General features: G+C 63.2%; 22 protein-coding genes and 4 pseudogenes. 8 read left to right on the top strand and 18 right to left on the bottom strand.

The window, feature by feature from the left end:
* Nucleotides 1-70 precede the first annotated feature (70 nt).
* The 4 genes and pseudogenes from ACV7JP_RS05120 to ACV7JP_RS05135 form a co-directional block, all read left to right on the top strand.
* Nucleotides 71-313, top strand: a pseudogene (locus ACV7JP_RS05120) (transposase domain-containing protein); the annotation flags it as partial.
* Nucleotides 314-626: 313 nt separating this feature from the next.
* Nucleotides 627-1,366 (top strand): annotated as a pseudogene (gene tnpC, locus ACV7JP_RS05125) (IS66 family transposase); the annotation flags it as partial.
* An 84-nt stretch (nucleotides 1,367-1,450) separates the two neighbouring features.
* Nucleotides 1,451-1,600 carry a transposase domain-containing protein gene (locus ACV7JP_RS05130; RefSeq protein ID WP_457799034.1) on the top strand — a complete coding sequence of 50 codons (150 nt, stop codon included), beginning with the start codon at nucleotides 1,451-1,453 and terminating at the stop codon, nucleotides 1,598-1,600.
* 73 nt (nucleotides 1,601-1,673) lie between these two features.
* A complete protein-coding gene (locus ACV7JP_RS05135) occupies nucleotides 1,674-1,946 on the top strand; it encodes a hypothetical protein (RefSeq protein ID WP_457798152.1) in 273 nt (90 codons plus the stop codon).
* 280 nt (nucleotides 1,947-2,226) lie between these two features.
* Here the strand turns inward: ACV7JP_RS05135 and ACV7JP_RS05140 are convergent, their stop codons facing one another.
* The 10 genes and pseudogenes from ACV7JP_RS05140 to ACV7JP_RS05185 form a co-directional block, all read right to left on the bottom strand.
* The gene (locus ACV7JP_RS05140) at nucleotides 2,227-2,784 is read right to left on the bottom strand and encodes a thioesterase domain-containing protein (protein WP_457798153.1); all 558 of its coding nucleotides are present in this window, start codon (nucleotides 2,782-2,784) and stop codon (nucleotides 2,227-2,229) included.
* Nucleotides 2,784-4,256: a non-ribosomal peptide synthetase gene (locus ACV7JP_RS05145; RefSeq protein WP_457798154.1), complete on the bottom strand. Its 1,473-nt coding sequence runs from the start codon at nucleotides 4,254-4,256 to the stop codon at nucleotides 2,784-2,786. The genes ACV7JP_RS05140 and ACV7JP_RS05145 overlap by 1 nt, the downstream gene beginning before the upstream one ends.
* Nucleotides 4,183-5,067 carry an AMP-binding protein gene (locus ACV7JP_RS05150; protein ID WP_457798155.1) on the bottom strand — a complete coding sequence of 295 codons (885 nt, stop codon included), beginning with the start codon at nucleotides 5,065-5,067 and terminating at the stop codon, nucleotides 4,183-4,185. The genes ACV7JP_RS05145 and ACV7JP_RS05150 overlap by 74 nt, the downstream gene beginning before the upstream one ends.
* The gene (locus ACV7JP_RS05155; RefSeq protein ID WP_457798156.1) at nucleotides 4,950-6,053 is read right to left on the bottom strand and encodes a condensation domain-containing protein; all 1,104 of its coding nucleotides are present in this window, start codon (nucleotides 6,051-6,053) and stop codon (nucleotides 4,950-4,952) included. The genes ACV7JP_RS05150 and ACV7JP_RS05155 overlap by 118 nt, the downstream gene beginning before the upstream one ends.
* Entirely contained in the window at nucleotides 6,032-6,271 is a 240-nt protein-coding gene (locus ACV7JP_RS05160; RefSeq protein ID WP_457798157.1) for a phosphopantetheine-binding protein, read from the bottom strand. The genes ACV7JP_RS05155 and ACV7JP_RS05160 overlap by 22 nt, the downstream gene beginning before the upstream one ends.
* Nucleotides 6,211-6,852 carry an AMP-binding enzyme gene (locus ACV7JP_RS05165; protein ID WP_457799035.1) on the bottom strand — a complete coding sequence of 214 codons (642 nt, stop codon included), beginning with the start codon at nucleotides 6,850-6,852 and terminating at the stop codon, nucleotides 6,211-6,213. The genes ACV7JP_RS05160 and ACV7JP_RS05165 overlap by 61 nt, the downstream gene beginning before the upstream one ends.
* A 9-nt stretch (nucleotides 6,853-6,861) precedes the next feature.
* Nucleotides 6,862-7,421, bottom strand: a pseudogene (locus tag ACV7JP_RS05170) (AMP-binding protein); the annotation flags it as partial.
* On the bottom strand, nucleotides 7,357-8,928 hold the full coding sequence (locus ACV7JP_RS05175) for a condensation domain-containing protein (RefSeq protein WP_457798158.1): 1,572 nt from the start codon (nucleotides 8,926-8,928) through the stop codon (nucleotides 7,357-7,359). The gene ACV7JP_RS05175 and the pseudogene ACV7JP_RS05170, both read right to left, overlap by 65 nt.
* Entirely contained in the window at nucleotides 8,913-9,224 is a 312-nt protein-coding gene (locus tag ACV7JP_RS05180; RefSeq protein ID WP_457798159.1) for a condensation domain-containing protein, read from the bottom strand. Before ACV7JP_RS05180 ends, ACV7JP_RS05175 begins: the two co-directional genes overlap by 16 nt.
* 235 nt (nucleotides 9,225-9,459) lie before the next feature.
* The gene (locus ACV7JP_RS05185; protein ID WP_457799036.1) at nucleotides 9,460-9,822 is read right to left on the bottom strand and encodes a transposase; all 363 of its coding nucleotides are present in this window, start codon (nucleotides 9,820-9,822) and stop codon (nucleotides 9,460-9,462) included.
* Here ACV7JP_RS05185 and ACV7JP_RS05190 point away from each other — a divergent pair.
* The 3 genes and pseudogenes from ACV7JP_RS05190 (at nucleotide 9,775) to ACV7JP_RS05200 (ending at nucleotide 12,383) form a co-directional block, all read left to right on the top strand.
* Nucleotides 9,775-10,242, top strand: coding sequence for a hypothetical protein (locus ACV7JP_RS05190; protein ID WP_457798160.1), 468 nt, complete (start codon nucleotides 9,775-9,777; stop codon nucleotides 10,240-10,242). The genes ACV7JP_RS05185 and ACV7JP_RS05190 overlap by 48 nt on opposite strands.
* A 203-nt stretch (nucleotides 10,243-10,445) precedes the next feature.
* Nucleotides 10,446-11,201: an IS5 family transposase gene (locus tag ACV7JP_RS05195; protein ID WP_457798161.1), complete on the top strand. Its 756-nt coding sequence runs from the start codon at nucleotides 10,446-10,448 to the stop codon at nucleotides 11,199-11,201.
* A 78-nt stretch (nucleotides 11,202-11,279) separates the two neighbouring features.
* A pseudogene (locus ACV7JP_RS05200) lies at nucleotides 11,280-12,383 on the top strand (IS630 family transposase).
* A gap of 94 nt (nucleotides 12,384-12,477) precedes the next feature.
* On the opposite strand, the gene ACV7JP_RS05205 reads toward ACV7JP_RS05200, so the two are convergent.
* Nucleotides 12,478-13,524 carry an antibiotic biosynthesis monooxygenase gene (locus tag ACV7JP_RS05205; protein WP_457798162.1) on the bottom strand — a complete coding sequence of 349 codons (1,047 nt, stop codon included), beginning with the start codon at nucleotides 13,522-13,524 and terminating at the stop codon, nucleotides 12,478-12,480.
* A gap of 14 nt (nucleotides 13,525-13,538) precedes the next feature.
* Nucleotides 13,539-14,936, bottom strand: a complete 1,398-nt coding sequence (gene guaD / locus ACV7JP_RS05210; protein ID WP_457798163.1) for a guanine deaminase — start codon at nucleotides 14,934-14,936, stop codon at nucleotides 13,539-13,541.
* Between the two features lie 229 nt (nucleotides 14,937-15,165).
* Here guaD and ACV7JP_RS05215 point away from each other — a divergent pair, with 229 nt between their 5' ends.
* A complete protein-coding gene (locus tag ACV7JP_RS05215) occupies nucleotides 15,166-16,536 on the top strand; it encodes an HTH domain-containing protein (protein WP_457798164.1) in 1,371 nt (456 codons plus the stop codon).
* 601 nt (nucleotides 16,537-17,137) lie between these two features.
* Here the strand turns inward: ACV7JP_RS05215 and ACV7JP_RS05220 are convergent.
* From ACV7JP_RS05220 to ACV7JP_RS05245, 6 genes are all read right to left on the bottom strand, one after another.
* Nucleotides 17,138-19,447, bottom strand: coding sequence for an arylsulfatase (locus ACV7JP_RS05220; protein WP_457798165.1), 2,310 nt, complete (start codon nucleotides 19,445-19,447; stop codon nucleotides 17,138-17,140).
* A gap of 88 nt (nucleotides 19,448-19,535) precedes the next feature.
* Nucleotides 19,536-20,081, bottom strand: a complete 546-nt coding sequence (locus tag ACV7JP_RS05225; RefSeq protein ID WP_457798166.1) for a GlcG/HbpS family heme-binding protein — start codon at nucleotides 20,079-20,081, stop codon at nucleotides 19,536-19,538.
* A 797-nt stretch (nucleotides 20,082-20,878) separates the two neighbouring features.
* Entirely contained in the window at nucleotides 20,879-21,406 is a 528-nt protein-coding gene (locus tag ACV7JP_RS05230; protein WP_457798167.1) for a c-type cytochrome, read from the bottom strand.
* Nucleotides 21,393-22,655 (bottom strand): sulfite dehydrogenase, encoded by a 1,263-nt coding sequence (gene soxC / locus ACV7JP_RS05235; RefSeq protein WP_457798168.1) that lies wholly within the window; start codon nucleotides 22,653-22,655, stop codon nucleotides 21,393-21,395. The genes ACV7JP_RS05230 and soxC overlap by 14 nt, the downstream gene beginning before the upstream one ends.
* A gap of 77 nt (nucleotides 22,656-22,732) precedes the next feature.
* A complete protein-coding gene (gene fae, locus ACV7JP_RS05240; protein ID WP_457798169.1) occupies nucleotides 22,733-23,242 on the bottom strand; it encodes a formaldehyde-activating enzyme in 510 nt (169 codons plus the stop codon).
* A gap of 272 nt (nucleotides 23,243-23,514) precedes the next feature.
* The gene (locus ACV7JP_RS05245; RefSeq protein ID WP_457798170.1) at nucleotides 23,515-23,745 is read right to left on the bottom strand and encodes a hypothetical protein; all 231 of its coding nucleotides are present in this window, start codon (nucleotides 23,743-23,745) and stop codon (nucleotides 23,515-23,517) included.
* Between the last annotated feature and the right edge of the window lie 31 nt (nucleotides 23,746-23,776).

Below are 23,776 nucleotides of genomic sequence, written 5' to 3' on the forward strand. Positions count from 1 at the left end.
TGATGCGACACAGTGAATCAGGGCGTCGGAGAGCGTCGAAAGACGGCACAAAATATGGTCTTCTGCGTCTATGGCGCAGGCGGTCGAGACGCTTCCCGACGATCCTAACGAACTGAAGGCGATGCTCCTCGCCGAGCGGGCGCGCAACGATCGTCTCGTGCAGATCATCAAGGAGATGCAGCGCCATCGCTTTGGACGACGCGCCGAGACCCTTCCCGAAGACCAGATGCTGCTCGCGCTCGAAGAGGTCGAACAGACGGAAGCGGGCGCCGCCGCGGAGGAGGAAGCCAAGTCCGCCACCGAACGCGAGAAGGCGTCCAGAAAGCGCCGCACGAACCGTGGCGCGCTGCCTGCGCATCTCCCGCGCATCGAAACCATCGTCGACATCGAGGATAAAGCCTGTCCCTGCTGCAAGGGGCGCTCCATCAGATCGGTGAGGATGTCTCCGAGCGGCTCGACGTCGTGCCGGCGCAGTTCCGCGTGCTGGTGACGCGGCGTCCCAAATACGCCTGCCGCGCCTGCGAGGGCGCTATCGTGCAGGCGTCGGCCCCGGCGCGGCTGATCGAGGGCGGCCTGCCGACCGAGGCGACAATCGCCCATGACTGGTCTCCAAATACGCCGATCACTTGCCGCTCTATCGCCAAGCACAGATCTACGCCCGGCAGGGGATCGCCCTCGACCGTTCGACGCTCGCCGACTGGGTTGGCCGCGCCGCCTGGCATTTGCGGCCCGTGCACGAGCGGCTTCTGGAACACATCAGATCGTCGACAAAAATCTTCGCCGACGAGACAAGGGCGCCGGTGCTTGACCCCGGGCGCGGGCGCACCAAGACCGGCCAACTTTGGGCTTATGCGCGTGACGACCGGCCATGGGGCGGCGCCGATCCGCCAATCGCAGTCTATGTCTATGCGCAAAACCGAAAGTCCGAGCAGCCGCTCACGCATCTTGCCGGCTTCACGGGCGTCGTGCAGGTCGACGGTTACGCCGGCTATCGCGCGCTGACGCAGAAGAACAGCGTGTCGCTCGCCTTCTGCTGGTCTCACGTCCGCCGGCGCTTCTACGAACTCGCCGCAGCAGGTCCCGCGCCGATCGCCAGTGAGGCTCTGGCGCGCATCGGCGCGCTCTACGCCATCGAGAGCGACATCCGCGGGCAGAACCCGGACGACCGGCGCGCAGCGCGACAGGAAAATCCCGCCCGATCCTCGACGCCCTCGAGCCATGGCTGCGCGAGAAGCTCGCGCTGATCAGCCAGAAGACCAAGCTCGCCGAGGCGATCCGCTACGCGCTTTCACGCTGGGACGGCTTGACGCGCTTTATCGACGACGGGCGCACCGAGATCGACTCCAATATCGTCGAGCGCGCGATCCGTCCCATTGCCCTCAATCGCAAGAACGCGCTCTTCGCGGGTTCGGACGGAGGCGGCGAAAACTGGGCGATCGTCGCGTCGCTCATCGAGACCTGCAAACTGAACGGCGTCGATCCGATGGCCTATATGGCCGATGTCCTCGCGAAGATCGTCGACGGACATCTCGCGAGCAAACTCGACGAGCTCATGCCATGGGCCTACGCGCAGCCGGTCGCTCTCAAACACGTGGCCTGAAAACAGCGGTTACGTTATAGGAACTGCGACCGACTGCCTTTCGGATTTCGTGCCGGAGGGGAACGGCACGTCCTTGACGGCGACGACCATTTTCCATTTCCGCGAAGGCGTTCGTGTCGCGCGGTCGAACGACCGTTCAGCCTGTCAGTCCCACGGCCGCTCCGTCGCCCGCGACCCGCATAACGGGGTCGATCCCCGTGCCGGGAACAATGAAGTTCTCTCGGGAGATGGCAAGTTCCGTGGTAAGGCCGCGACCGTCCGTCTCTCTGGCGCGGTCGATCTGAGCCAGCTCGCAAGCGCGAACAAAATCGCGTTCGACTGCACTTTCGTCATCGACCTGCTTTGAATCTCTCGCTTCGATGAGGGCATGGCGGGCTGATCTGCAACCGGTCAGTCCGCCATCGTTTTGCTGAAGCATCGGAGGATCGATCATCTCTCCTGGCGGGAGACGGAACATTTCTGGACGCTCGAATAAAAGCGCCAACCGAGTTTTTCGGCCAGATGAAAAATCAGCAGGGCTGCCCGCGCCTACCTTAGGCTCAAACGCACCACAGGCTCATGCAAGGTGCATAACATCCTCTAAGCGTCTGCTGAGCGCTTCAGCGAGCGTCTCGATGTTTGGCGATTCAAAGAACTGTCCATGTGCGCCTTTGATGATGTCGACTGTGCCCTGTCGGATACGACGTACGAAACGTTGCGTCAGGGTCTGCTCCCGGGGCGTAGGGATTGAAATGACTATCACGGCCGAAAATCAATGCAACACGCCCTTCGTAGTAGGCGAACGAGCCCTGCTCCATTAAGAAAAGCAGCGAAACTTCACGACCTAGCTCGCGCAGACGCAATGCGATCGCGTATGCAATCACGCCACCCTGACAGTTGCCTCCAATCAAGAATGATCCGCTAGGCTGTAGGGCAATCATTTCCGAAGCATAATGTGACGCGATCGCGCAGACATTCTCCTCTGTATAGTCCATGACAAGGTATCCAGAACGCATGCCGTGGATAGGCTGGTCAGATCCAAGATGTTCGGCAAGCTGTGTGAGCTCGCGATAGCCTTGCAAACACCAGAATAGCCCTTTACGAGAGCCCATCTGATTCAGAGTAACAATTAATGATTCCGGGCTGGATCGAAAACCGGTCCAGGTCGTCAAGTAGGCCTGTTGCTTTTCAAGGACTACATGCATTATCCCTCGCCAGCGGCTTCGGATTCACGTTGTTGCCTTCCGAAGTCCGCGGGCTCATTCGACGCCACTTTGGGGCCGTCTTCGGCCCGGCTTTGAGCCATTAGGCGTTCGATCAGCGCTGCTGGCGTTGGCGACTCGAACATCAGTCGGATCGGCAGATTGATTCCCACTCGCTCTTGCAGCAATGACAAGGCTTTGGTCGCCAACAGAGAATGCCCACCAAGGTCGAAAAAGTTATCTTCGACGCCTACTCTCTCCAAACCTAGCACTTCCGCCCAGACGTCGGCCACGATCTCCTCGGTCGGTGTCCGTGGGGCGATATAGCTTTCCTCCGTCCCAAAGCGATCGGGAGCCGGCAGGGCCTTGCGGTCGACCTTGCCGTTGGGGGTCAGCGGAAGCTGCTCGAGCGTCACGAACGCCGTGGGGATCATGTAGTCCGGCAGGTTGGCGCGAAGATGCGTCCGCAGCTCCCAAACCAGGTCGGCCGGCGCATCCGCCGCCGGCGCCACATACGCCACCAGCCGCTTCTCGCCCGGGACGTCCTCGCGCGCGAGGACCGTCGCCTCCCGCACCGCAGCGTGCCGGCCCAAAACCGCCTCGATCTCCCCCAGCTCGATCCGGAACCCCCGGATCTTCACCTGGTCGTCCAAACGTCCCAGATACTCAAGGTTCCCGTCCGGCAGCCACCGTCCCAGATCGCCGGTCCGATACAGCCGCGCCTGCGCGTCGCCGCTGAAAGGATCCGCAATAAAGCGCGCCGCCGTCAGTTCCGGACGGTTCAAATAACCCGCGGTCAGCTGCGCCCCGCCCACCAGAAGCTCCCCGGCCACTCCGATCGGGGCCGGCCGCAGATGGGCGTCCGCCACATAGACGCGCGTGTTGGGCAATGGCCGGCCAATGGGAGGCGCGCTATCCGAAACCTCTCGCGCCGACACCTCCGCCCAGGTGCTCACCACCGTATTCTCGGTCGGCCCGTAGTGGTTGACCACTCGGAACGGCAGCGCGCCAGCTGGCCGGCGACTGAGCCTGTCCCCTCCCGTCAGCAGAACGCGCAAGGCGCTCGTCTCTGGCCAGCTCTCGACCAACGCAGCCTCCGCCAGCGGGGTCGGAAGGAATGTCAGAGTGATCCGCTGCTCCATCAGCCAGCGCGCCAGTCGGCTGGGATCCAACCGCATCATATCCGTGGCGATATGGACGCTCGCCCCGAACGCAAGATACGGCCAGATCTCCCAGACCGACGCGTCGAAGCTCAGCCCTGCGATCTGCGTCGCCCGGTCGGATGGCGTCACCTCATAAGCCTGCCGATGCCAACTCACCAGATTCGACAGGCTCCGATGTCGGATCGGAACGCCCTTCGGCCGTCCCGTCGACCCTGAGGTGTAGATGACATAGGCGAGATTATCGGGGGTCGCCCGGGGTCTGGCGCGGCGTCCGGCTGCGCCGCGATTGTCGGCCAGTCCCGGTCCATGCACAGAACGCTTCCGAACGCCGGCAGCCGATCCAGCAGCCTTTTTGCGTGAGCAGCACGGGCGCCCGCGCGTCCGAGAGCATGAAGGCGAGCCGCGCCTCCGGATAGCTTGGATCCAGAGGCAGATACGCTCCTCCCGCCTTCAGCACGCCCAAGAGCGCGACGATCAGATCCAGCGACCGTTCCAGACACACGCCGACCAGCGTCTCGGGACCCACCCCCAGCCCGATCAGACGATGCGCCAGTTGATTGGCGCGACGGTCGAGCTCCTCATAGGTCAGCTGTCGTTCCTCGAACGACGCCGCGACTGCGTCTGGCGTGCGCGCCGCCTGCTCCTCGAACAGATCGTGGACGCATTTGTCGCGCGGATAATCCGCCGCCGTGGCGTTCCAATCGTAGAGCAGCCGCCGCCGTTCGTCGTCGGGAAGCACCTCCACGCCGAGCAGCGGCGTCGCCGGCGCGCGCTCCAGCGCCTCCGCCAGACGCTCCAGCGCCAGGTGCATATAGGCGCAGACCCGTCCTGGATCGACGGTCGGCGACCGCACCTGCGCCGTCAGCGCGAAGCCCTCGCCGAGATCGTCCACGGACAGGACGAGCGGATAGTTCGTCCGCTCTTCTCCCTTCAGGAACTCGATCCCGGCCCAAACCTCGCGCGCCGGCGCGCCGGCGTCGCCGACGGCGGCGATGTGCCGGTAGTTCAGCAGCGCCGTGAACAGCGGAGCCGACGCCGGGACGCCGCTGCAGCGCTGCGCCCGCGCCAGCGACGCATGCTCGTGGCGCAGCAGGCGCGCGAGCTGCGCATGCGTCCGCAGCACTCCGTCGCGCGCGCCCTCCTCGCCAATGCGGATGCGCACCGGCAGCGTGTTGATGAACAGGCCGAGCGCCTGGTCGGAGCCTTCCCGCCCTGCATGCGGCCAAACAAAACCGTGCCGAACACCACGTCGTCCCGGCCGGAAACCCGCGCCAGCACCTGCGCCCACGCCAGATGGCAGACGCTCGCCGCGCTCACGCCCAACGCCCGCGCCCGCTCGCGCAGCCGGCGCGCCAGCGGCGCCTCGACTGGCAGGCGCGCTTCCACGATCCCAGACCCGTCGCCCTGGGCGTCGGTCAGTCCGAACGGAGCCGTCGGCTCCTCCACGTCCCCCAGCAGTTCGCTGAAATAGGCGTCGTGCTCCTCGCGCGACACGCCCAGACGCGCCTGCGCGACGAAATTGCGAAACGGCGACGGCCGCGCCAGCCGTTCGCCCCGACCCGACAGCAGTTCCTCGATCTCCCGCTGCGCCGCCTCCAGCGTGGCGTGGTCCATCGCCAGATGATGGAAGAGCTGCAGCATCAGCCAGCGCCCGTTCGCCGCGTCATAAGCGACGAACAGCCGCAGCAGCGGCGCCTGCCGCACGTCCAGACGGTAATGGCGCGGATCGAACCGCTCCGACAGTTGCTGCGCCGCATCGCCTGCGGCTGCGTCGACGCTTACTTCCTCCACCGCCACCGGAGCCCGCCGCCACACCACCTGCACGGGTTCGGGCAGACCCTCCCACAGCACCGCCGTGCGCAGAATGTCGTGCCGATCGACCACCGTCTGAAGCGCCCGCACATAGTCGTCCAGCCGCGTCCGGCTCTCGAACCCGAACAGCCCAAACAGCAAATACGGATCGCCGTCGCGCGCCAGCAGGTGATGGAACAGGATCCCTTCCTGCAGCGGCGAAAGCGGATAGACGTCCTGCACATTGGCCGCCCCGCCCGGCGTCGCCGCCGTCACCCGCTCAATCTCCTCCAGCGTCAGCCGAACCAGCGGAAGCATCTCCGGCAGGATCGCCTCGCAGCTGGCGGGAATGAGATTGGGGGAACCTCCACCTCCACAGGCCCGCTGGCGATGGTGGCCGCCAGGCCCGCCAGAGTGGGCTCGAGGAACAGCGCCCGCACCTCAACGCGCCAGCCCTGCCGACGCAGCCGTTCGATCACGCCGACCGCGAGCAAGGAATGCCCGCCCAGCTCGAAGAAATTGTCGTTGCGGCCCACCCGCTCAACCTGCAGCAGCTCGGCCCAGATCGCGGCGATCGCGGTCTCCGCCGGGCCCCGAGGCTCCTCATAGGCCCCCTGCCGAACGCTTCCTCCTCGGGAGCCGGCAGGGCCTTGCGGTCGACCTTGCCGTTGGGGGTCAGCGGAAGCTGCTCGAGCGTCACGAACGCCGTGGGGATCATGTAGTCCGGCAGGTTGGCGCGAAGATGCGTCCGCAGCTCCCAAACCAGGTCGGCCGGCGCATCCGCCGCCGGCGCCACATACGCCACCAGCCGCTTCTCGCCCGGGACGTCCTCGCGCGCGAGGACCGTCGCCTCCCGCACCGCAGCGTGCCGGCCCAAAACCGCCTCGATCTCCCCCAGCTCGATCCGGAACCCCCGGATCTTCACCTGGTCGTCCAAACGTCCCAGATACTCAAGGTTCCCGTCCGGCAGCCACCGTCCCAGATCGCCGGTCCGATACAGCCGCGCCTGCGCGTCGCCGCTGAAAGGATCCGCAATAAAGCGCGCCGCCGTCAGTTCCGGACGGTTCAAATAACCTCGACCCACTCCCGCGCCGCCGATGTAGATCTCCCCAGCCACCCCGATCGGAACAGGCTCGCCAAACGAATCCAGTAGGTAGATTCTGGTGTTGGCAATCGGACGGCCAATGGGAATGCTCTGTGATCCATCAGGCACCTCTTTGATTTCATAAGTAGCCGCAAAGGTCGTTGTTTCAGTCGGTCCATAACCATTGAGCAAGTGTCGCGGAGGGCTGCGGCGCAGCACATGAGCAATCGTCCGGGGATCGAGACTTTCGCCCCCGACCAAGAGGTGCCGGAGACGCGGGAAGTCTTCCCCAATCTCGACGCGTATTGATTGAAAAGACCCGCTGTAAGCCATAAGACGTCGACGGCATGCCGCTTCAACGTCTGTCCGAACCGTTCGGAGTCGAGCACCGCCGCCTTGTCGATCACGACAGCGGCGCCGCCGTTGAGCAGCGGCGCCCACAGTTCGAATGTTGACGCATCGAATGCCGGGTTAGCTGCAAAGGCCACGCGATCGCCGACGCCTATTTCTACGTAGCCGTTGTTGAGCACTAGTCGGCTAATCGCTCGGTGGGGAACTACGACGCCTTTGGGCTCGCCGGTAGAGCCGGAGGTGTATGACATAAGCCGCAGCTTCGCCGTTGCAGGGCAAATTCGGATTGCCGGCCGCGTCGGAAGCCGCCAAGGCCTCATCGACGCTTACGTGAAGTAATCCGTCCGAGTGGACTAGCGCCTCACCCTCCTGGCAAACGACGATCTTAGTTGCGCAGTCGGCGATCATGAACGCGAGCCGCCGTTCCGGAAAGTCCGGATCGAGGGGCACATAGATTGCGCCACATTTGAGAATCGCCAGTTCCGCGATCACCAAGCTCGGCGATCGCTCCAATAGGATCGCCACGCAGTCGCTTGGCTGAACGCCGAGCCCGAGCAGATAGCGAGCCAGCTGATTGGCCCGCCCATTCAATTCGGCGTATGTCATCCGCCCGCCGTTCCATATGACTGCCGCCGCATCCGGCGTGCGCGCCGCCTGCTCCTCGAACAGCGCGTGGACGCATTTGTCGTGCGGATAATCCGCGGCCGTGGCGTTCCAATCATAGAGTACGGTGTGTCTCTCTCCGTCCCTCAATAAGCTCAACTGAGCTATGGGACCGTCCTCCTCAGAATCTACAAGACGGGATAGTAGAGCCAATAGGCGCTGCATATGGGCCAATAAGCAATCGCCGGTGTAATGTGAAGGGTTGCCATTGAAATCGATGCGCAGATCGGAAGCGTTCTTGCTTTCATATAAGTTCAGAGAAAGTTCAAATACGGGACCATTCGAAATGTTGTGGATTTGCGCGGGACAGCCGGCAAAATCAAGAACGAAGTCGAAAGAGATGACGTTGACTACCAAGCCGTGAAAACCGTCCTCGTTCGAGCGCAGTCGAAAGTCATGGCACAAATCCTCGCTACGGTAGCGCTGGTGACGAAAGGCGTCACGTATCGTCCTCGTCGCCTCCCGTAAGAATTCTTCAAAATTAAGCTCGGGATCGACGGCCAGCCGCAGCGGTAGGACATTCACCATCATCCCTTGAGCACTGCGCGCTTTCGCGCCCACCCTGGCGCTCGCGGGCATGCCCACGACGATATCCCGTTCACCCGTGAAACGATGCAGATAGATTACTGCGGCGGCGGTGATGACCTGAGCCAAGCTAGCCCCGCAGGCCGCCCCCAAGGTCCGCAACTTTTCCGCCACTGGATAGGGCAAGTAATCGGTGACGCGGATGAACCCGCGTGGGGGAACCACGGGCGGCAGCCTACCTGAGAGGGTCACCCGCTCCGGTCTGTCCTTGAGCCGCGCCATCCAATAGTCCCGGTCGCGGGTATATCGCGAGGAACCTTGGTAGCTTTCTTCATCACGGAGGATATCAAGCCAGCAGCCGGGAGCTTGCGCCTCAAGCGGCGAACCTGCGACCAATGAGGCGTAGCGCTCCCCTACTCTCCGCGCGAAAAGGGTTACGCTGAAACCGTCGAAAACGACATGATGGTAGCGATGGTAATAAAAGAAGCAATTTGTGTCTATTTTGAAAATAGCAAAAGCATGCAACGGGCCATGGATAAGATCGCTAGAACTTTCTATGTCCCGTCGCATCCACTCCTCGGCCGCGGAGCGGGATTCACGTCGCGGCTCAAATCGAAATAGGCGACTTCCAGAACTTCGTCTTGCACGACATATTGCCTTGGCCCCTCGCCAAAATCGACAAAGCGGAGACGTAGAGTGTCGGTTTCATCGAAGACGCGCTTGACGGCAATTCTGAGCAGTTCTGGATCGATAACGCCCGAAATCTCTATGTATTCGCCGATATTGTATGCCGGGCTCGCCGGGTCGAGCATTTGGGCGACCCAGATAGCGAACTGCGCCTTGGTCAGCGGATAATATAAAGTCATTGTGCAATTCCGAAGCCAAGCGGGCGGCTGCTTAGGGGGCCGTTGAATGACGTTTCTAACTTTCTCTTCCTCATCCGAGGTCCTCGATGGTCAATTCCACAATAACATTTTCATGATAACCAGCGTGGACGCCGACATGCAAGTTCCCGCTATCGCAACGCGAGGGGACGAACTTGCTCCTTGTCGAGCCATTCCTTCGACGGCGAACAACACCGGTAGTGTTGACGAGGAGATGCTAGGCTGTGTGGACGAATTTGATTAAGCATAGGCCTGCGGCGAAACTGACGATGGATCGGAAATTGCGGGCTGTCTTTTCGCAGCGTAGGGCGACGCGCTTGAAGCGTTTGATGCGTCCCATGCCTTGCTCGATACGGGCGCGGGCTTTGTAGAGCGTCTTGGCGAAGAACTTCGATTTGTTCTTCTCATTGGCCTTGTGCGGGATGACCGGGGCGATGCCGCGCGCTCTTGCCGCGGTGCGGTTGGCCTTGCTGGCGTAGCCCCTGTCAGCGCGCGGCCGAATATCCAGGCCGATGTCGAGCAGCATTTCGAAATGCGGCGCGTCGGCAGCCTCGCCGCCGATCAGGTCGAAAGCGATGATATCGCCCGATGCGTCCGACTTGGCGTTTTCGTGGTGAAGCCGCCGCGCGAACGCCTGAGCGCCTGCGCTTCTTGCCCCTTTGCGCCTGCGGCCGATACGTGCGCGCGCACGATGGTCGAATCGAACATCTGGATCAGATGCGCCGACGAACTCATGGAAGCGAGCGTGTCGAAGAAAGCCTCGAACACGCTGACCTTGCTCAAGCGGTCAAAACGTTTCCATACGCTGTTCCAGTGTCCGAACCGCTCTGGCGGCGCGCCGCCATCGAACGTTTTCGACCGTAAAGAAATGAAGCGCTTCGAGGAACCGGCGATCGTCTTCGGCCTTGCGTCCGCGACGCGGAAGGCAGGCCCGAAACACCGCGAGCGTATGCGCCCAGTCTTCCTCGTCCATCCGTGTCCGACCGATCTTCAATCGTGAATTCCTCCGCACAGCCTAAAAGGTTGCTTCGATCTCGGCTAATTTGGGGGCGTCTCGCGCTCGAGTTCCAGATGCTCCTGGACCTTTTCTGCAACCTCCACGCGCTGAACGGTGACGTAGAAGAAGTCCCTAGGGCTCGGACCCATAAAGTTATTGGCGTGAGGGCGGTGCCGTGATTCACAGGCTTCCGAAAGGAAGCGCCGATGATTCCCGATCGCTTTTGGCTGACCGACGCCCAGTTTGAGAAGATTGCGCCGCATCTTCCCACCGACACAAGGGGTAAGGCGCGAGTCGACGACAGGCGCGTCATCAGCGGCGTCGTGCATGTGTTGAAATCCGGCGGGCGCTGGATCGACGCGCCCTCGGAATACGGACCAAGGAAGACGCTTTACAACCGCTATGTGCGCTGGGCGGCAAAGGGCGTATGGGTCAATCTTTTCCACGCGCTCGCGCAAGCTGGCGGGCCGCCGGCGCAGCTTCTCATCGACTCCTCGGCGGTCAAGGCGCATCGCTCCGCCAGCGGCGGCAAAGGGGAGCGCGCCCAGGCGATCGGCCGATCGCGCGGCGGACGCACGACCAAAATCCATGCCCTGACAGACGCCCAATGCCGCCCGGTCGCCTTCATGCTCACGGGCGGCAACGTCGCCGATTGCACCGCCGGCGCAGAGCTTCTGTCGAAGATGCCCGCCTGCGCGATCCTGCACGGCGACAAAGGCTATGACAGCGACGCCATTCGCCGGCAGGTCGAGGCGGGCGGCGCGATGCCGAACATCCCGCCTAAGGCGAACCGTAAATGGAAGAGCTGCTTTTCGCCCTTCCTCTACCGCAAGCGCAACGCCATCGAACGCATGTTCTGTAGGTTGAAGGACTTCAGGCGCATCGCCACACGCTACGACCGCAGCGCCACAAACTTCCTCGCAGCCGTCTGCATCGCTGCGACGGTCAGCTACTGGTTATGAGTCTGGACCCTAGTCATCTGGAACTGAATTTCGCTTCATTGTAAGATCGCTCTTTCGCATGAGAGCGGGAGCGAGGTTATGGCCAACGCGACGGGGCGTCCGATTGCTCCGCTGATCCTGAGTTCGGATGAACGAGCGTATCTCGAACGACAGGTTCGTCGCCATCGCGTAGCGCGGTCTTTGTCCGAACGCTGTCGCGTCATCCTGCGATGCGCGGATGGCATTCCGAGCAAAACCGTAGCGAGCGAACTCGGCGTCCATGAGCACACGGTCGGCAAATGGCGTCGACGCTTTCTGAAGGATCGCATCGAAGGGCTGTTGGATGAGGCTCGTCCCGGCAGACCTCGGACAATCGATGACGATTAGGTGGCCGCCGTCATCGAGCGCACGCTCCGGTCCACGCCAAGGGACGCCACGCACTGGTCGATCCGCTCCATGGCCACTGAGACCGGTTTTTCGCACACGACGATCCGCAGAATTTGGAACGCTTTCGGCTTGCAGCCGCATCGCTCGGAGACATTCAAGCTTTCCAGCGACCCTTTGTTTGTCGACAAGGTCCGCGACATCGTCGGCCTTTATCTGTCGCCGCCCAATCGGGCGTTGGTGCTCAGCGTCGACGAGAAGAGCCAGATACAAGCGCTTGATCGCGAACAACCGGTCCTCCCGATGATGCCGGGCGTCCCGGAGCGCCGGACACACTCCTATGTCCGCCACGGCACGACATCGCTGTTTGCGGCTCTCGACATCGCTTCGGGTTTTGTGATCGGCAAATGCTACAAGCGCCATCGGGCTGCCGAGTTTCTCGACTTCCTCAAGCAGATCGACGCGCAAATTCCGGACGGCCTCGACGTTCACATTATCATGGACAATTACGCCACCCACAAAACCGCCGTCATCAAAAACTGGCTGGCGCGGCGACCGCATTACCATGTGCACTTCACGCCGACGTCGGCGTCGTGGATCAATCAGGTCGAGCGCTGGTTTGCCGAGCTCACTCGGAAGCAGATTCGTCGCGGCGTCCATACCTCGACGAAGCAGTTGGAAGCCGATATCCGAACCTTCATCGAGCGGCACAATGAAAACCCAAAGCCGTATCGATGGATCAAATCCGCAGATGAAATCCTCGCCGCTGTCAAACGATTCTGCCAAAAAACCGACAGAACCTTATGCGGCGAATTTTAGATTCACATGACTAGAGGGGGTTTAAGCAGCCGCGCCGACGCGCATGACGTCCCTGGCAAATCCTCACCTACACGCGACGAATGCGCCGACTACGTCAGCGCCCCAGTATATGCGTCAATATAAACGCAAAAGGCTCCAGCTCCATTTGGGTCAATGTGACGTCAGCCTTGTCACGGTTCGAGGCAAGCAGGAAAGCGTATGCGGCCATGGAGACGGCGTAGAGCGTCACGACGAGGAAATAGCCGCCGAACCGCCGGAATGTTGTCGTCTTCGGCTCGAGCCACCAGCCGAACGCCTTGAAGGCCGCCGGCGCGACCCACCAACCGAGCAACTGAGTGCTCACGAGATTGCCGATGAACAGCGACAGCCAGGGCGGGACGCCATGCGCGTCAATAATCGGCCCGCTGACGAAATAGCTCCAAAGATAGACGATCGGGTAGAGGACGAGCAGGACGACGAGATTGCACTTGAAGATGAAGGAGGGGTTCCGCGCCGGCGCTTGCGCGGATGGGAACCAGAAATTGAAGCCATGGCTCGCCCGCTTCACGGTCATGCCAGCGTTGAAGCGCTCGCCCTCCTCGAGGAGCGCCCGCCGCGCAGGCGAGTCCAGCCAGGCGCCAAGGTTGGCGTCAGTGTCGAATGACAGAATAATGATCCAATCGTCATGCAAGCCGGGGATTGGCCGTTCGATCTTGTGACGCAGAAAGCCCTTGAACTCGGCCTCGGCCGCCTGGATTCGCCGCTGCCACGCCAGGAAGGCGTCGTCTTCTCCGGGCGGCACGTCAAAGGAGATGACGGCGGAGACGGCGGTCTCCCGGCGGCCGCCGACGTCGGACAGAATGTGGATGTCCTCCGGCCCGACGAAGTAGCCGCGCACCTCTTCGACGAAACGGGCGCGCACGTCGCTCTGCAGCCATGCGCGCGCCGCCGCGGCGCTGGCGAAGCGCAGGATCTGCACCCAGTCGACCTGGGCCGGAGGCTGCGGCGGCGTCACCGCCTGGCCGAGGAATCCCGGCCAGGTCTCAAGGCGCTCGCCGACCTCGCCGGTCCAACGCGTGAACGCGGCGAAGCCTTCGTCCGTGATGCGGCGCTGGATGACGAGCGCGACCGGCCCGTCGGCGGCGTCCCGGCTCGCAGTCATCTCGCGCCCTCCGCTCAGCTCTTCTTGTAAAGACGCTCGCCCATTACCCAGGTCTGGTCGACGCAGCGGTCGTCGCCGGCCGTCATCACGCCGAACAGCAGGTTCGCCGCCTCCTCGACCGTGCGCGGCCGGCCGCCGTCGGCGATCAAAGACTGACGCCAGGCCTGTGCGATCGGGCCGCCATTGGGATCGAGGACGACGAAGTCCGCCTCTTTGCCGGGCTCGAAATTGCCGAGCTTGTCGTCGATATACAGGCCTTCGGCGCCGCCGAGCGTGATCGACCAGAAGCCGCGATAGGGCGAAAGCTTGTTGCGCTCGGCCTCGGCGGGGTCCTTGCGGGCGGGATCGAGGCTGCCGTCATGCAGCGTATTGTTGCACATGCCGACCTTATAGGCCTCGTCGAGCACATGGATCATCGAGAAGCGATTGCCGCCGCCCATGTCGGTGCCGAACGACATCTTCACGCGGCGCTCGGGGTCGGTGGCCCGGCCGAGGCGGAAGAGACCGCTGCCGAGAAAGAGGTTCGAGCACGGGCAGAACACCACTGCGGCGCCGCTGTCGGACATACGGCGAAACTCGCTGTCCGACAGATAGACGCCGTGTCCGCCGGAGAATTTCGGGCCGACGAGCCCGAACTTCTCGTAGACGCCGAGATAGTCCTGGCAGTCCGGGTGCTCAATGAGCACGCCCCGGCACTCGCTGGGATTTTCGGAGATGTGGGTGTTGACCCAGCAATCCGGATGTTCCTCCTTGAGACGCCGACACGCGTCGAGAAGCTCCGGCGAGGCGCCGAAGGCGAAGCGCGGCGTGATGGCGTAGAGATTGCGGCCCCTGTTGTGGTACTGCGCGATCAGCCGCTTGCTGTCGCGATAGAAGTTCTCCGGCGTGTCGACGAATTCGGCCGGCGCGTTGCGATCGATGCCGGTAAGGCCGGCGATGACGCGCATATTGCGCCGGCTCGCTTCCTCGAAGAGCTCCTCCGTCGAGACCGGCGAGGAGCTGGTGAACACTTGGCAGGTGGTGGTGCCGCTGGCGAGCAGCGCGTCCAGAAAGCGCCTCACGCCCTCGCGGGCGTAGTTGCGGTCCTTATATTTCAGCTCCTCGGGGTAGATCCACATTTGCAGCCACGGCAGCAATTGCTCGCCATAGGCGCCAAGGACGCGCGTCTGCGGCAAATGAATGTGGCCATCGATGAAGCCAGGAACGATGATGCGATCCTCAATGCGGGTGATCTCGATGCCGGGATAGGCGCTCGCCACGCGCTCATAGGGGCCGAAATCGTCGATGACGCCGTCGGTCGCGACCAGCAGGCCATCCTGGTGGAAGCGGGCGGCTTCCTTCTCATTGCCGATGTGCTTCCACGGATCGTCGACGAAATCGAAGAATGTTCCTCGAATGCCGATGGTGCTCATGGCGCGGGTTTCCCCTTTCGGGTCTGTGTCGGGCGGTCAGGGAGCGAGATCGCGAGCGGACGCCCCGCGATGGCGCGGAGGCCGAGATAGACGCCGCCGTTCTTGACGCATAATGATTCAAGATTCGGTTAAGCGGAGAACCGGTCTGGACGCCCCTACCCGGCCGGAAAAACCAAGGCGGAAGTCTTCTGCTGTCATCATTTGACAGGAGCTATGATAGTTTGCCGCCATGTCCCGAACGCATCGATTGTTCGAGCTCTTGCAGATGCTGCGCCGCCGCCGCCGGCCCGTGAGCGGGGCGGAGCTCGCGCGCGAGGCGGGCGTCTCCCTGCGAACGCTCTATCGCGACGTCGCCGCCTTGCAGGCCATGGGCGCTGAAATCGACGGCGAGCCAGGCGTCGGCTATGTGCTCCGGCCGGGTTTCCTCCTGCCTCCGCTAATGTTCTCAGAAGAGGAGATCGAAGCGCTGGCGCTTGGCGCAAAATGGGTGGCGCGGCGCACCGACGATTCGCTTTCCGACGCCGCGCGCAACGCTGTGGCGAAAATTTCGGCCGTCCTGCCTCAAGACCTCAAAGCCCGGTTGGACGACGACGCGCTTATCGTCGGCCCGGGATGGGAGCGGCCTCAGCATGTCGAACTGAGGCTGCTGCGGCGGGCGCTACGCGAAGAGCGCAAGCTCGCCATTTCCTATCGCGACGAGAAAGGCGCGCGTACAGAGCGGATCATATGGCCCGTGGCGCTCGGCTTTTTCGAATCCGCGCGCGTTCTCGCCGGCTGGTGCGAGTTGCGGGCGGCGTTCCGTCATTTTCGAACCGATCGGATTGAAACGGCGCGGATATTGGAGACCCGTTCGCCGCGCCGGCGTCAAACGCTGGTGAAGGAATGGCGGCTAAATATGCTGCCAGAAGCTGACAGCATTCTCGCTTATGGTCGCTCCGCCTCAGGACAGGCGAATGGAGTAGCCATGAAAAAGGAACTCATTTTCTACACCAATCCGCAATCGCGCGGCATGGTCGCGCATTGGATGCTGGAGGAGATCGGCGCGCCCTATTCGATCGAAGTGAAGGAGTACGGAACGACGATGAAGGCGCCGGAATATCTGGCGGTCAATCCGATGGGCAAGGTGCCGGCCATCCGGCACGGCGATACGGTAGTGTCGGAGACAGCCGCGATCTGCGCCTATCTCGCCGACGCATTCCCGCAAGCCGGGCTCGCGCCAGCGCCTGCCGCGCGCGCCGATTACTATCGCTGGCTGTTTTTCGCGGCCGGCTGCGTGGAGCCGGCGATGAGCAATCACGCGACCGGCTGGGATCCGGCGACGCCGGAGCTGCAGAGACGCTTCGGCTATGGCTCCTACGCCGCCGTGATGGATACGCTCGCCAAGGCCGTAACGGGTCGCCGCTTTATCGCCGGCGACACATTCACGGCCGCCGATGTGTATGTCGGATCCATGATTGGATTTGGCCTGCGCTTTGGCGTGATCGACAAGCGCCCGGAATTCGAGGCTTATTGGAGCGGCCTGGAAAATCGACCCGCACGGCTGCGCGCCGGCGCTCAAGCCGAAAAGCTGGCGTCCAAGCAGGCTTGGGAGCCCGCTTGAAGGCGGCCCGCATATGACGCCATTGCGGTCTTGAACCCGCCGAAGGCCACGCTTTGTAAGCAGTCGATTGTTCGTGGGGATCAACGCGGTTCACGACGCGTTGATCTCCCCTCGACGACAGGGGCGGCGCGATTGCTAATAGCAGCGGTCGACGATTTGAATAGTGGTCGGCCTGCCAGGGTAGCGGCAAATCAGTCTTTTTTTGAAGCCGTAATAGGGGTAGCAGCGGCAAAAGGCTGCTCTGCCTGCGATCGAGTCCTGACGCACGCCCGGGCCATACTGCTGAAAGGGGCTATACTGCGCGGGTAGCGCAAGGGGCCGCATGGTTACCGAATTCGGAAAGAAGGCCGCCTCAGCGCCGCTACAGAAGGCCAGCAAGCTTGCGGCTGATAACGTGGCTGGAATCGCGAGTGCAAAGAGGCGCTTCATCCCGACCTCCACTTTTTTGGCGAACCCTGGTCCAGCAAGAGGCTACGCCTCTTCCTCCATCTTGCAAGCCGGGCGCCTCCTGATCGCCGCCGAAGGTCAGGATCGAAGCCTGAGCCTTTCTGTCCGCTGTCCGCGCGGATCAGTTAGGAAGCTCAACGAGCCGACGCGCAACTTACTGCAAATCCAGGCGCACGGCGTCAATGGCGCCGGTGAAGGCGAAGGGCGCCGCGTAGGGCCCCACAGGCGCGCCCGTATCCTTTCCGACATCGAGGGTTTCGTTATATGACGTCACGAGGTTTTCGAGCGGGCCGTCCGCGACGGCGGATCCGTTGACATAAAGCCGGCCCCGACCCGGAAAAGGTCCGCGGGGGCCCGGCGGCGTCTGCGGCTGCGCCGGTTCGAAATCGAAAACGATGCGGACGGCGCCCTTGGGCAGCGGATCCGGCGCGGCGATCTTTCCGGCGACATTGCCGAAGGTTTTCGCGGCGTAGGTCAGCCTGCCATCCCGCACATAGAGGGCGAAGCCGCCATAATCCCCGCCATCGGCGAAAATCACGCCTTCCGCGCCTTGCTCCGGGATCGTGATATCGGCCGTGATTCGATGCGCTCGCCCGCTCACTTTGGGGCCGATGCGGGAGGGTATGTGATCGGCCCCCGGGCGGTAGACGAAGCTTTGCCTACCGTCGGCGGGAGAAGCGAGGCGCTCTCGCTTCGGCGCGAGCGGATAGATCTGCGTGCGCTTGGCTTCGCTGTCGAAGAGCGCGGTGAGCTCGGCGAGCTTTTCCGGCCGCGACGAAGCAAGATCGTGGGCCTGGCTGAAATCGTTTCGAAGGTCGTAAAGCTCCCATGGATGTTGTCCGATCGGCGCCTGTTCGGCGCGCACGCCTCCCCATGGCGGAACATGGCGCGCGCCCGCCCACCAGCCGTCCTTGTATATTGCGCGGTTTCCCGAGGTCTCGAAAACCTGCCGCTCATGCGTGCTCGGCGCCGCCGGATCAAGGAAGCTCGCAGCGAAGCTTTTTCCTTCGAGCGGCAGTTGGCGCACGCCGTCGACCGTGTCGGGAAATTGGACGCCGGCCAGTTCGTAAATCGTCGGCGCGATATCGGTGATGTGCTGGAACTGCGCGCGAAGACCGCCCTTGTCCTTGATGCGCGCCGGCCACGACACGATCAGCGGATCGCGCGCGCCCCCGAGATGGGACGCGACCTGCTTGGTCCATTGGAAGGGCGTATTGGTCGCCCATGCCCAGGCGGCGGAATAGTGATTATCGAAGATCTCCTCGCCTTGACGGTCCGCCTGCCCGAGGCGCTCGGCGGCCGACGGCGCGGAGCCGTCGCCGCGGAGCAGGTCGCGTCCTTCGAGTCCGCCTTCGCCGCTCCCGCCATTGTCGCCGGCAATGTAGAAAATCGCCGTATTGTCGGCGACGCCGTCGGCCGTCAGCGTATCAAGCAGCCGGCCGATTTCGCGGTCGGTGTGCTCCATGAAAGCGGCGTAGACCTCCATTTGACGCGCAAAGAGCGCGCGCTCCTCGGGCTTGAGCGAATTCCAGGCCGGCAATTCGGCGGGTCGCGGCGTGAGTTCCGCATTGGCCGGAATGACGCCCTGCGCTTTCTGGCGGGCGAAGGTTTCCTCGCGCAGCCTGTCCCAGCCCTGATCGAACCTGCCGCGATATTTCGCGATCCATTCTTTCGCGACATGATGCGGCCAATGCGTCGCGCCGGGCGCGAAATAAAGGAAGAAGGGCTTGTCCGGCGCGACGGCTTCGTGCTTGCGTAGCCAGCCGACGGCGTCGTCCACGAGATCGGCCGTCAGATGATCGCCGGCGGTTCGCGCGCGATCGACGGGAAGGGTGTTGCGATAAAGGCGCGGCGCCCATTGGCTGTCATAGCCGGCGAGAAAGCCGTAGAAATATTCAAAGCCGAGACCCGTCGGCCAGCGATCGAAGGGACCGACGGGCGAAATCTCGTCATAGGGCGTGTTGTGCCATTTGCCGAAGGCGGCGGTGCTGTAGCCATTGTCGCGCAGAACGCGGGCGATGGAGACCGCGCTGCGCGGCCAATGCGCGTTGTAGCCCGGGTAGCCCGCCGCCGCGTCGGCGACGGAGCCGAAGCCCACCTGATGATCGGTGCGTCCGCTCAGAAGCGAGGCGCGCGTCGGGGAGCAGAGCGCGCTGACGTGAAAGGCGTTGTAGCGCAGGCCTTCGCGCGCGAGCCTGTCGAGCGACGGCGTCTGCGCGGCGCCGCCAAACGTCGAGGTGGCTCCGAAGCCCGCATCGTCGAGCAGGACAAGAACGATATTGGGCGCGCCGGCCCGCGCTTTGGCGTTTTGCGGCCAGGACGGCGCCGTCTTGTCGCGCGAGGGCTCCGTGATCGCGGCGGGCGCCGGTTCGGTCCTTGGCAGCGCTTCCTGCGCCGTCACGTCATTCGCGGCGATCAGGGCGCACCCATAGAGCAACGCGGATTTCAAAGCTCGAATCGTCATGGGAACGCTCTGCGCTGGCTGATGATGCATGCGGGAAAGGCCGGCGGCGACGCGCCGGCCACGCTATCTTATGATCGAAAGCGGACGCTTATTTCAGCCGCGCCTGCACGCGCTGCAGGCCGGCGAGCGCATATTGCTCGTCCTTGTCGCCGCCGCGCGCGCCGCCCACGCCGATCGCGCCAATAATCTCGCCGTTCACCGTGATGAGAATCGCGCCGGCGCGCGGGAAATAATTGGGATTGGCGGCGATCTGCTGGGCGAGCGTCTTGTCGGTCTTGATCTGTTCGGCGAGCTCGCCCGACGTCTTCTTGAAGGCGAGCGCGGCCTGCGCCTTGAAATTGCTGTTCTGGACGGCCCGGGGGCCGACTCCGTCGGAGACCAGAACCGCCTTGAGCACGCCGGCGGAGTCGATGACGCTCACGGCGACTTTCTGATCGGCGGCCTTGCCGGCTTCGATCGCCGCCTGCGCGGCTTCAACAGCGAGATCGAGGGCGGGACCGCGCGCAGGCGGCGGAGGCGGGTTCTGCGTCTGCGCGGCCGCGCCGGGCGCCGGAGCCGGCTGCGGCGCGGGGGACTGGGCGAAGGCGAGGTCGATCATTGCAAGCATGAGCGCCAAGGCCTCGAAATATTTCATGCGCATCTCTTTCTCCTCAACAATCGCGCTCTCGAGCTTGAGCGGCATAAAGTCTATAAAATAAGTATGATTTAAGCGTCAAGAGCCGGAGCGTCGATTGTCTTCCCCGTCATTGCGAGCGAAGCGAAGCAATCAGAGCCACATCACTGCCTCTGGATTGCTTCGTCTTCGGCTCGCAATGACGGTGGAGATTGGGCGCTCTCATGACGCCTGCGACTGGGCGTATCGACCCTAATGCCATCCCCAGATGCAGACATTCGTCCAAACTGACTCAAAGCCATTCCAGACATTCTGGAAACAATCGCGACCGAAGTCGTGCCCTTTGTAGCAGGTCGGGCAATCTCCGGGCCATCCATGGTGGGGAGCCGGCCGCACAAGAATAGGCCGGTCGTCATAGATCGCAGGCGTGAACGCGGATGACGGCGCGACTGACAGCCCAAGGACAAAAGCGGCTCCGGCCGTCGAATGGATCAGGCGCATCGAGTTCATGGCGAGAATCCTTCTGCCATTAGCCCGATAACGCCATCTATCGCGCGAAAGAACCTCGGCAAGCCGCCAAGCCGCCAGGGCGATCGAGTGAAGGAGGACAAACCTCGCCTTCGTGCTGAGGAGCCGCCGAAGGCGGCGTCTCGAAGCATGAGGAGGCTCCGCAGGAGCCGTCTCGAAGCGCGATGGCGAGCTCCAGATTACGAGAAATGAAGGTTTCCTCGTCCTTCGAGACGCGAGCTTCGCTCACTCCGCGGGATGAGGAAACCTTCCCCCGGTCGCCTTGGCCAGGCCGCAACCAGGATTTGACTTCATTGCCCCGGCGCGAACCGGACAAATCCGTTGCGGTTCGGCATCTCGACCTTGGGCAGCGAGCGCGCGTCGACGACGAAGCTCTCGTCGATCACGCCGTTCAGATGAAGAAGATAGGCCGCCACGGCATAGGCCTCTTCGTCGGTAAGCGATTTCGGCGCGTTGAACGGCATGGCGCGGCGGACATAATCGAAGAGCGTCGTGGCGTAAGGCCAAAAGCTTCCGACCGTCTTGACCGCCGGCTGATCGCCCTTGAGCGTGCCGAAGCCGCCGACGAGCTGGTCGTTCGGCTTCCCGGCGCCCTTCTCGCCATGGCAGGCGAGGCATTTCGCTTCATAGACGGCGCGGCCCTGCGATGCGGTTCCGCCGCCCGCAGGCAAGCCGGCGCCATCGGGCGCGACGCTGATGTCGTAGCGGGCGGCCTCTTCCGGCGTGACGACGCGGCCGAGGCCAGGGCTTTCGGCCAAGGCGCCCGTGGCGGCGCCGGCAAGCAGCGAGACGAAGAGCGCCAGTCTAGGCATAGACATGTTTGACGTCGCCTTTCTCGCCGACGCGCCAGCTCGCAATGGCGTTGAAGTGATAGACCGCGCGCGGGCCGCGGCGCGCCAGCAGCGCCTCGCGCGTCGGCTGCATATTTCCGGTCTCGTCCGTGGCGCGGCTTTGCAGGACGGCGGGCCCGCCGTCCCACCGCCAGGGCAGGCGAAAGCGCGTGAGCGCCTTGGAGAGGACGGGCTCCTGAAGCGCCGCCGGCGCCCAGCTCTTTCCGCCGTCGGCGGAGACTTCGACCCTGGCGATCTTGCCATAGCCCGACCAGGCGAGCCCGGAGATTTCATGGAAGCCCGGCGCCTTCAATGTCAGCTCCGGCGAGGGATGGGTGATCACCGACTTCGCCTCCATCGGGAAGACGAATTGCAGCGCCACGCCGTCGGGCTGAAGCAATGTGTATTTCGAGGTCTCGTCCTTGGTCATGACAGGCTGCTCGACCAGCTTCAGCCGCCGCAGCCATTTGACCTGCATATTGCCCTCATAGCCCGGCAATAGCAGCCGCATCGGATAGCCGTTGGACGGGCGAATGCGCTCGCCGTTCTGGTAGAGCGCGATCAGCGCGTCGTCCATCGCCTTGGCGAGCGGAACGCTGCGGCTCATGCTCGCCGCGTCGGCGCCTTCGGCCAACACCCATCTCGCCTGCGGATCGACGCCAGCTTCGTCGAGCAGAGTCGACAGCCGCACGCCGGTCCATTCCGCGCAGGAGACGAGTCCGTGCAGCGCTTGCGCATTGGCCTGCACGGGCTCCTTCTGATTGAGCGCCGCGCTGTTGCCGCCGCATTCGACGAAGGCGATGCGCGACTCCATCGGATAGCGGGAGAGCGCCTCGAGATCGAAAACGAGCGGGCGCCGGACGAGGCCGTGAATGAGCAGCCGATGCCTGTCGGGATCGATGTCGGGAACGCCGCTATGGCTGCGCTCGAAATGCAGGCCGTTAGGCGTGATCATTCCCTGCAGCCGATGCAAAGGCGTGCGCGCGGCGCCGGCCCCTGGCGTATTTGGCGGATTGACGAATGCGCGCGCGACTTTTTCTTCGAAACGGGATGGCGCGCCATAGGCGGCAAAGGGCGCGCCCGGCTCCTTCATCCAAGGCTCGACGACCAGGCTCTCGGCGCGCCCGCGCTCGGAGAGAAAGAGTCCGCTTGCGCCGGCAATGAACCAGCGCCGGTCGATAAGGCCGCCGCCTGCCGAAAAATCGACGCCGCGCGGGATGTTCTTCTTTCGTGACATGAAAATCTCGAGCGCAAAGCGGCCGCCGACGCGAAATTGCGCCGGCGGCCGCCACCGCCGCGGGTGGTTGGGGGCCCTCAGTTCGCGGCGAATGGATGTTTGACGTCGTTGCGCTTCGCGACGACGTCGGCGGCTTTCGGCTCGCCGGCGACGGCGCGCGCAATGGCTTCCTTCGTGGCGTGATAATTGTAGTCCTGGATCTTTTTGTCGTCGCTCGCCTCCCAGTGAATGAAGACGCCGACGGAGATGAAGAGATCATCCGCCTCCTCCACGGGGATGACGCCTTCCGCGACCGAGTCCGCCACCGCCTTGGCGACGCCATGCTGCGCCGGACCGAAGAGCTGGACGGCCTGCCTCGCGCCCTTGATCGTCACTTTGTTGAACAGGATCGTGTTCGGCTTCGTCAGCAGATTCGGCGCAACGACCGCGAGGAGCGTGGTGAAGCCGTCTTTGTTGTTGACCAGCGCGTTGGCGAAGGCGAGCTCGGCGGCGGAGCCGCGCGGCCCGATGATCAGATCGATATGCGCAACCTCGTTGCCTTCGCCCACGAGCGACTCGCCGACCAGAAGCTTGTTGATCTTCGCCATGTTTCTTTCCTGCTTGGGGAACACAAAGGGCTTCGATATGAAGCGCGGAAGCGATGCTAATCTTATTTATCTACAAGACAAGTAGGAAAATGCGCGGAGGCCCGAAATCCTTTCGAAGAACTACGCCGCGGCGCCGTGAGGCGGACGCCGCCCGCGATCCGACGGCGAAGCCCATCCGCCTTGGTCGCGATCGAGAAGCGTGGTCCGGAAGGCGGCTTCAGCCGGATCGCCGAACGCTTCCATGCGCGCCCATCCGCCGCGCCTTGCCGAGCTTACAGAAAGCTTGACGCCGAAATCAGGCTCAACGCAAAGGCTCGGTCATGCCCGATCCAAGCGACGATCGCTTCCGCCAGAAAATTGGCCGCCAGACCGGTCAAGAGAGCGAATGCGCCGATGGCGGCGAGACCAGGCATAAGAGAAGCTGCGCGCAAGCGGCGGCCGCGCCTGAGGTCGAGCCAGATCACATTGCTGCTTGCACGACCAGATCGAACCATCCCGGCCATTCGGAACTCCAGCTCCGCGAACCAAATCACG

The organism is Methylocystis sp. S23, assembly GCF_054106005.1.

Bases quoted from the DNA above. Each gene is read 5' to 3' on its own strand.
- ACV7JP_RS05230 (WP_457798167.1), bottom strand. From the start codon at position 21,406: ATGTCTATGCCTAGACTGGCGCTCTTCGTCTCGCTGCTTGCCGGCGCC.
- ACV7JP_RS05155 (WP_457798156.1), bottom strand. From the start codon at position 6,053: ATGCTTCCGCTGGTTCGGCTGACGCTGGAGGAGATTGAGCGGGTGACG.
- ACV7JP_RS05245 (WP_457798170.1), bottom strand. From the start codon at position 23,745: ATGGCCGGGATGGTTCGATCTGGTCGTGCAAGCAGCAATGTGATCTGG.
- ACV7JP_RS05180 (WP_457798159.1), bottom strand. From the start codon at position 9,224: ATGACTTTATATTATCCGCTGACCAAGGCGCAGTTCGCTATCTGGGTC.
- ACV7JP_RS05140 (WP_457798153.1), bottom strand. From the start codon at position 2,784: ATGCATGTAGTCCTTGAAAAGCAACAGGCCTACTTGACGACCTGGACC.
- guaD (WP_457798163.1), bottom strand. From the start codon at position 14,936: ATGAGCACCATCGGCATTCGAGGAACATTCTTCGATTTCGTCGACGAT.
- ACV7JP_RS05190 (WP_457798160.1), top strand. From the start codon at position 9,775: ATGCGGCGCGTCGGCAGCCTCGCCGCCGATCAGGTCGAAAGCGATGAT.
- ACV7JP_RS05225 (WP_457798166.1), bottom strand. From the start codon at position 20,081: ATGAAATATTTCGAGGCCTTGGCGCTCATGCTTGCAATGATCGACCTC.
- fae (WP_457798169.1), bottom strand. From the start codon at position 23,242: ATGGCGAAGATCAACAAGCTTCTGGTCGGCGAGTCGCTCGTGGGCGAA.
- ACV7JP_RS05205 (WP_457798162.1), bottom strand. From the start codon at position 13,524: ATGACTGCGAGCCGGGACGCCGCCGACGGGCCGGTCGCGCTCGTCATC.
- ACV7JP_RS05215 (WP_457798164.1), top strand. From the start codon at position 15,166: ATGTCCCGAACGCATCGATTGTTCGAGCTCTTGCAGATGCTGCGCCGC.
- ACV7JP_RS05195 (WP_457798161.1), top strand. From the start codon at position 10,446: ATGATTCCCGATCGCTTTTGGCTGACCGACGCCCAGTTTGAGAAGATT.
- ACV7JP_RS05175 (WP_457798158.1), bottom strand. From the start codon at position 8,928: ATGCGACGGGACATAGAAAGTTCTAGCGATCTTATCCATGGCCCGTTG.
- ACV7JP_RS05220 (WP_457798165.1), bottom strand. From the start codon at position 19,447: ATGACGATTCGAGCTTTGAAATCCGCGTTGCTCTATGGGTGCGCCCTG.
- soxC (WP_457798168.1), bottom strand. From the start codon at position 22,655: ATGTCACGAAAGAAGAACATCCCGCGCGGCGTCGATTTTTCGGCAGGC.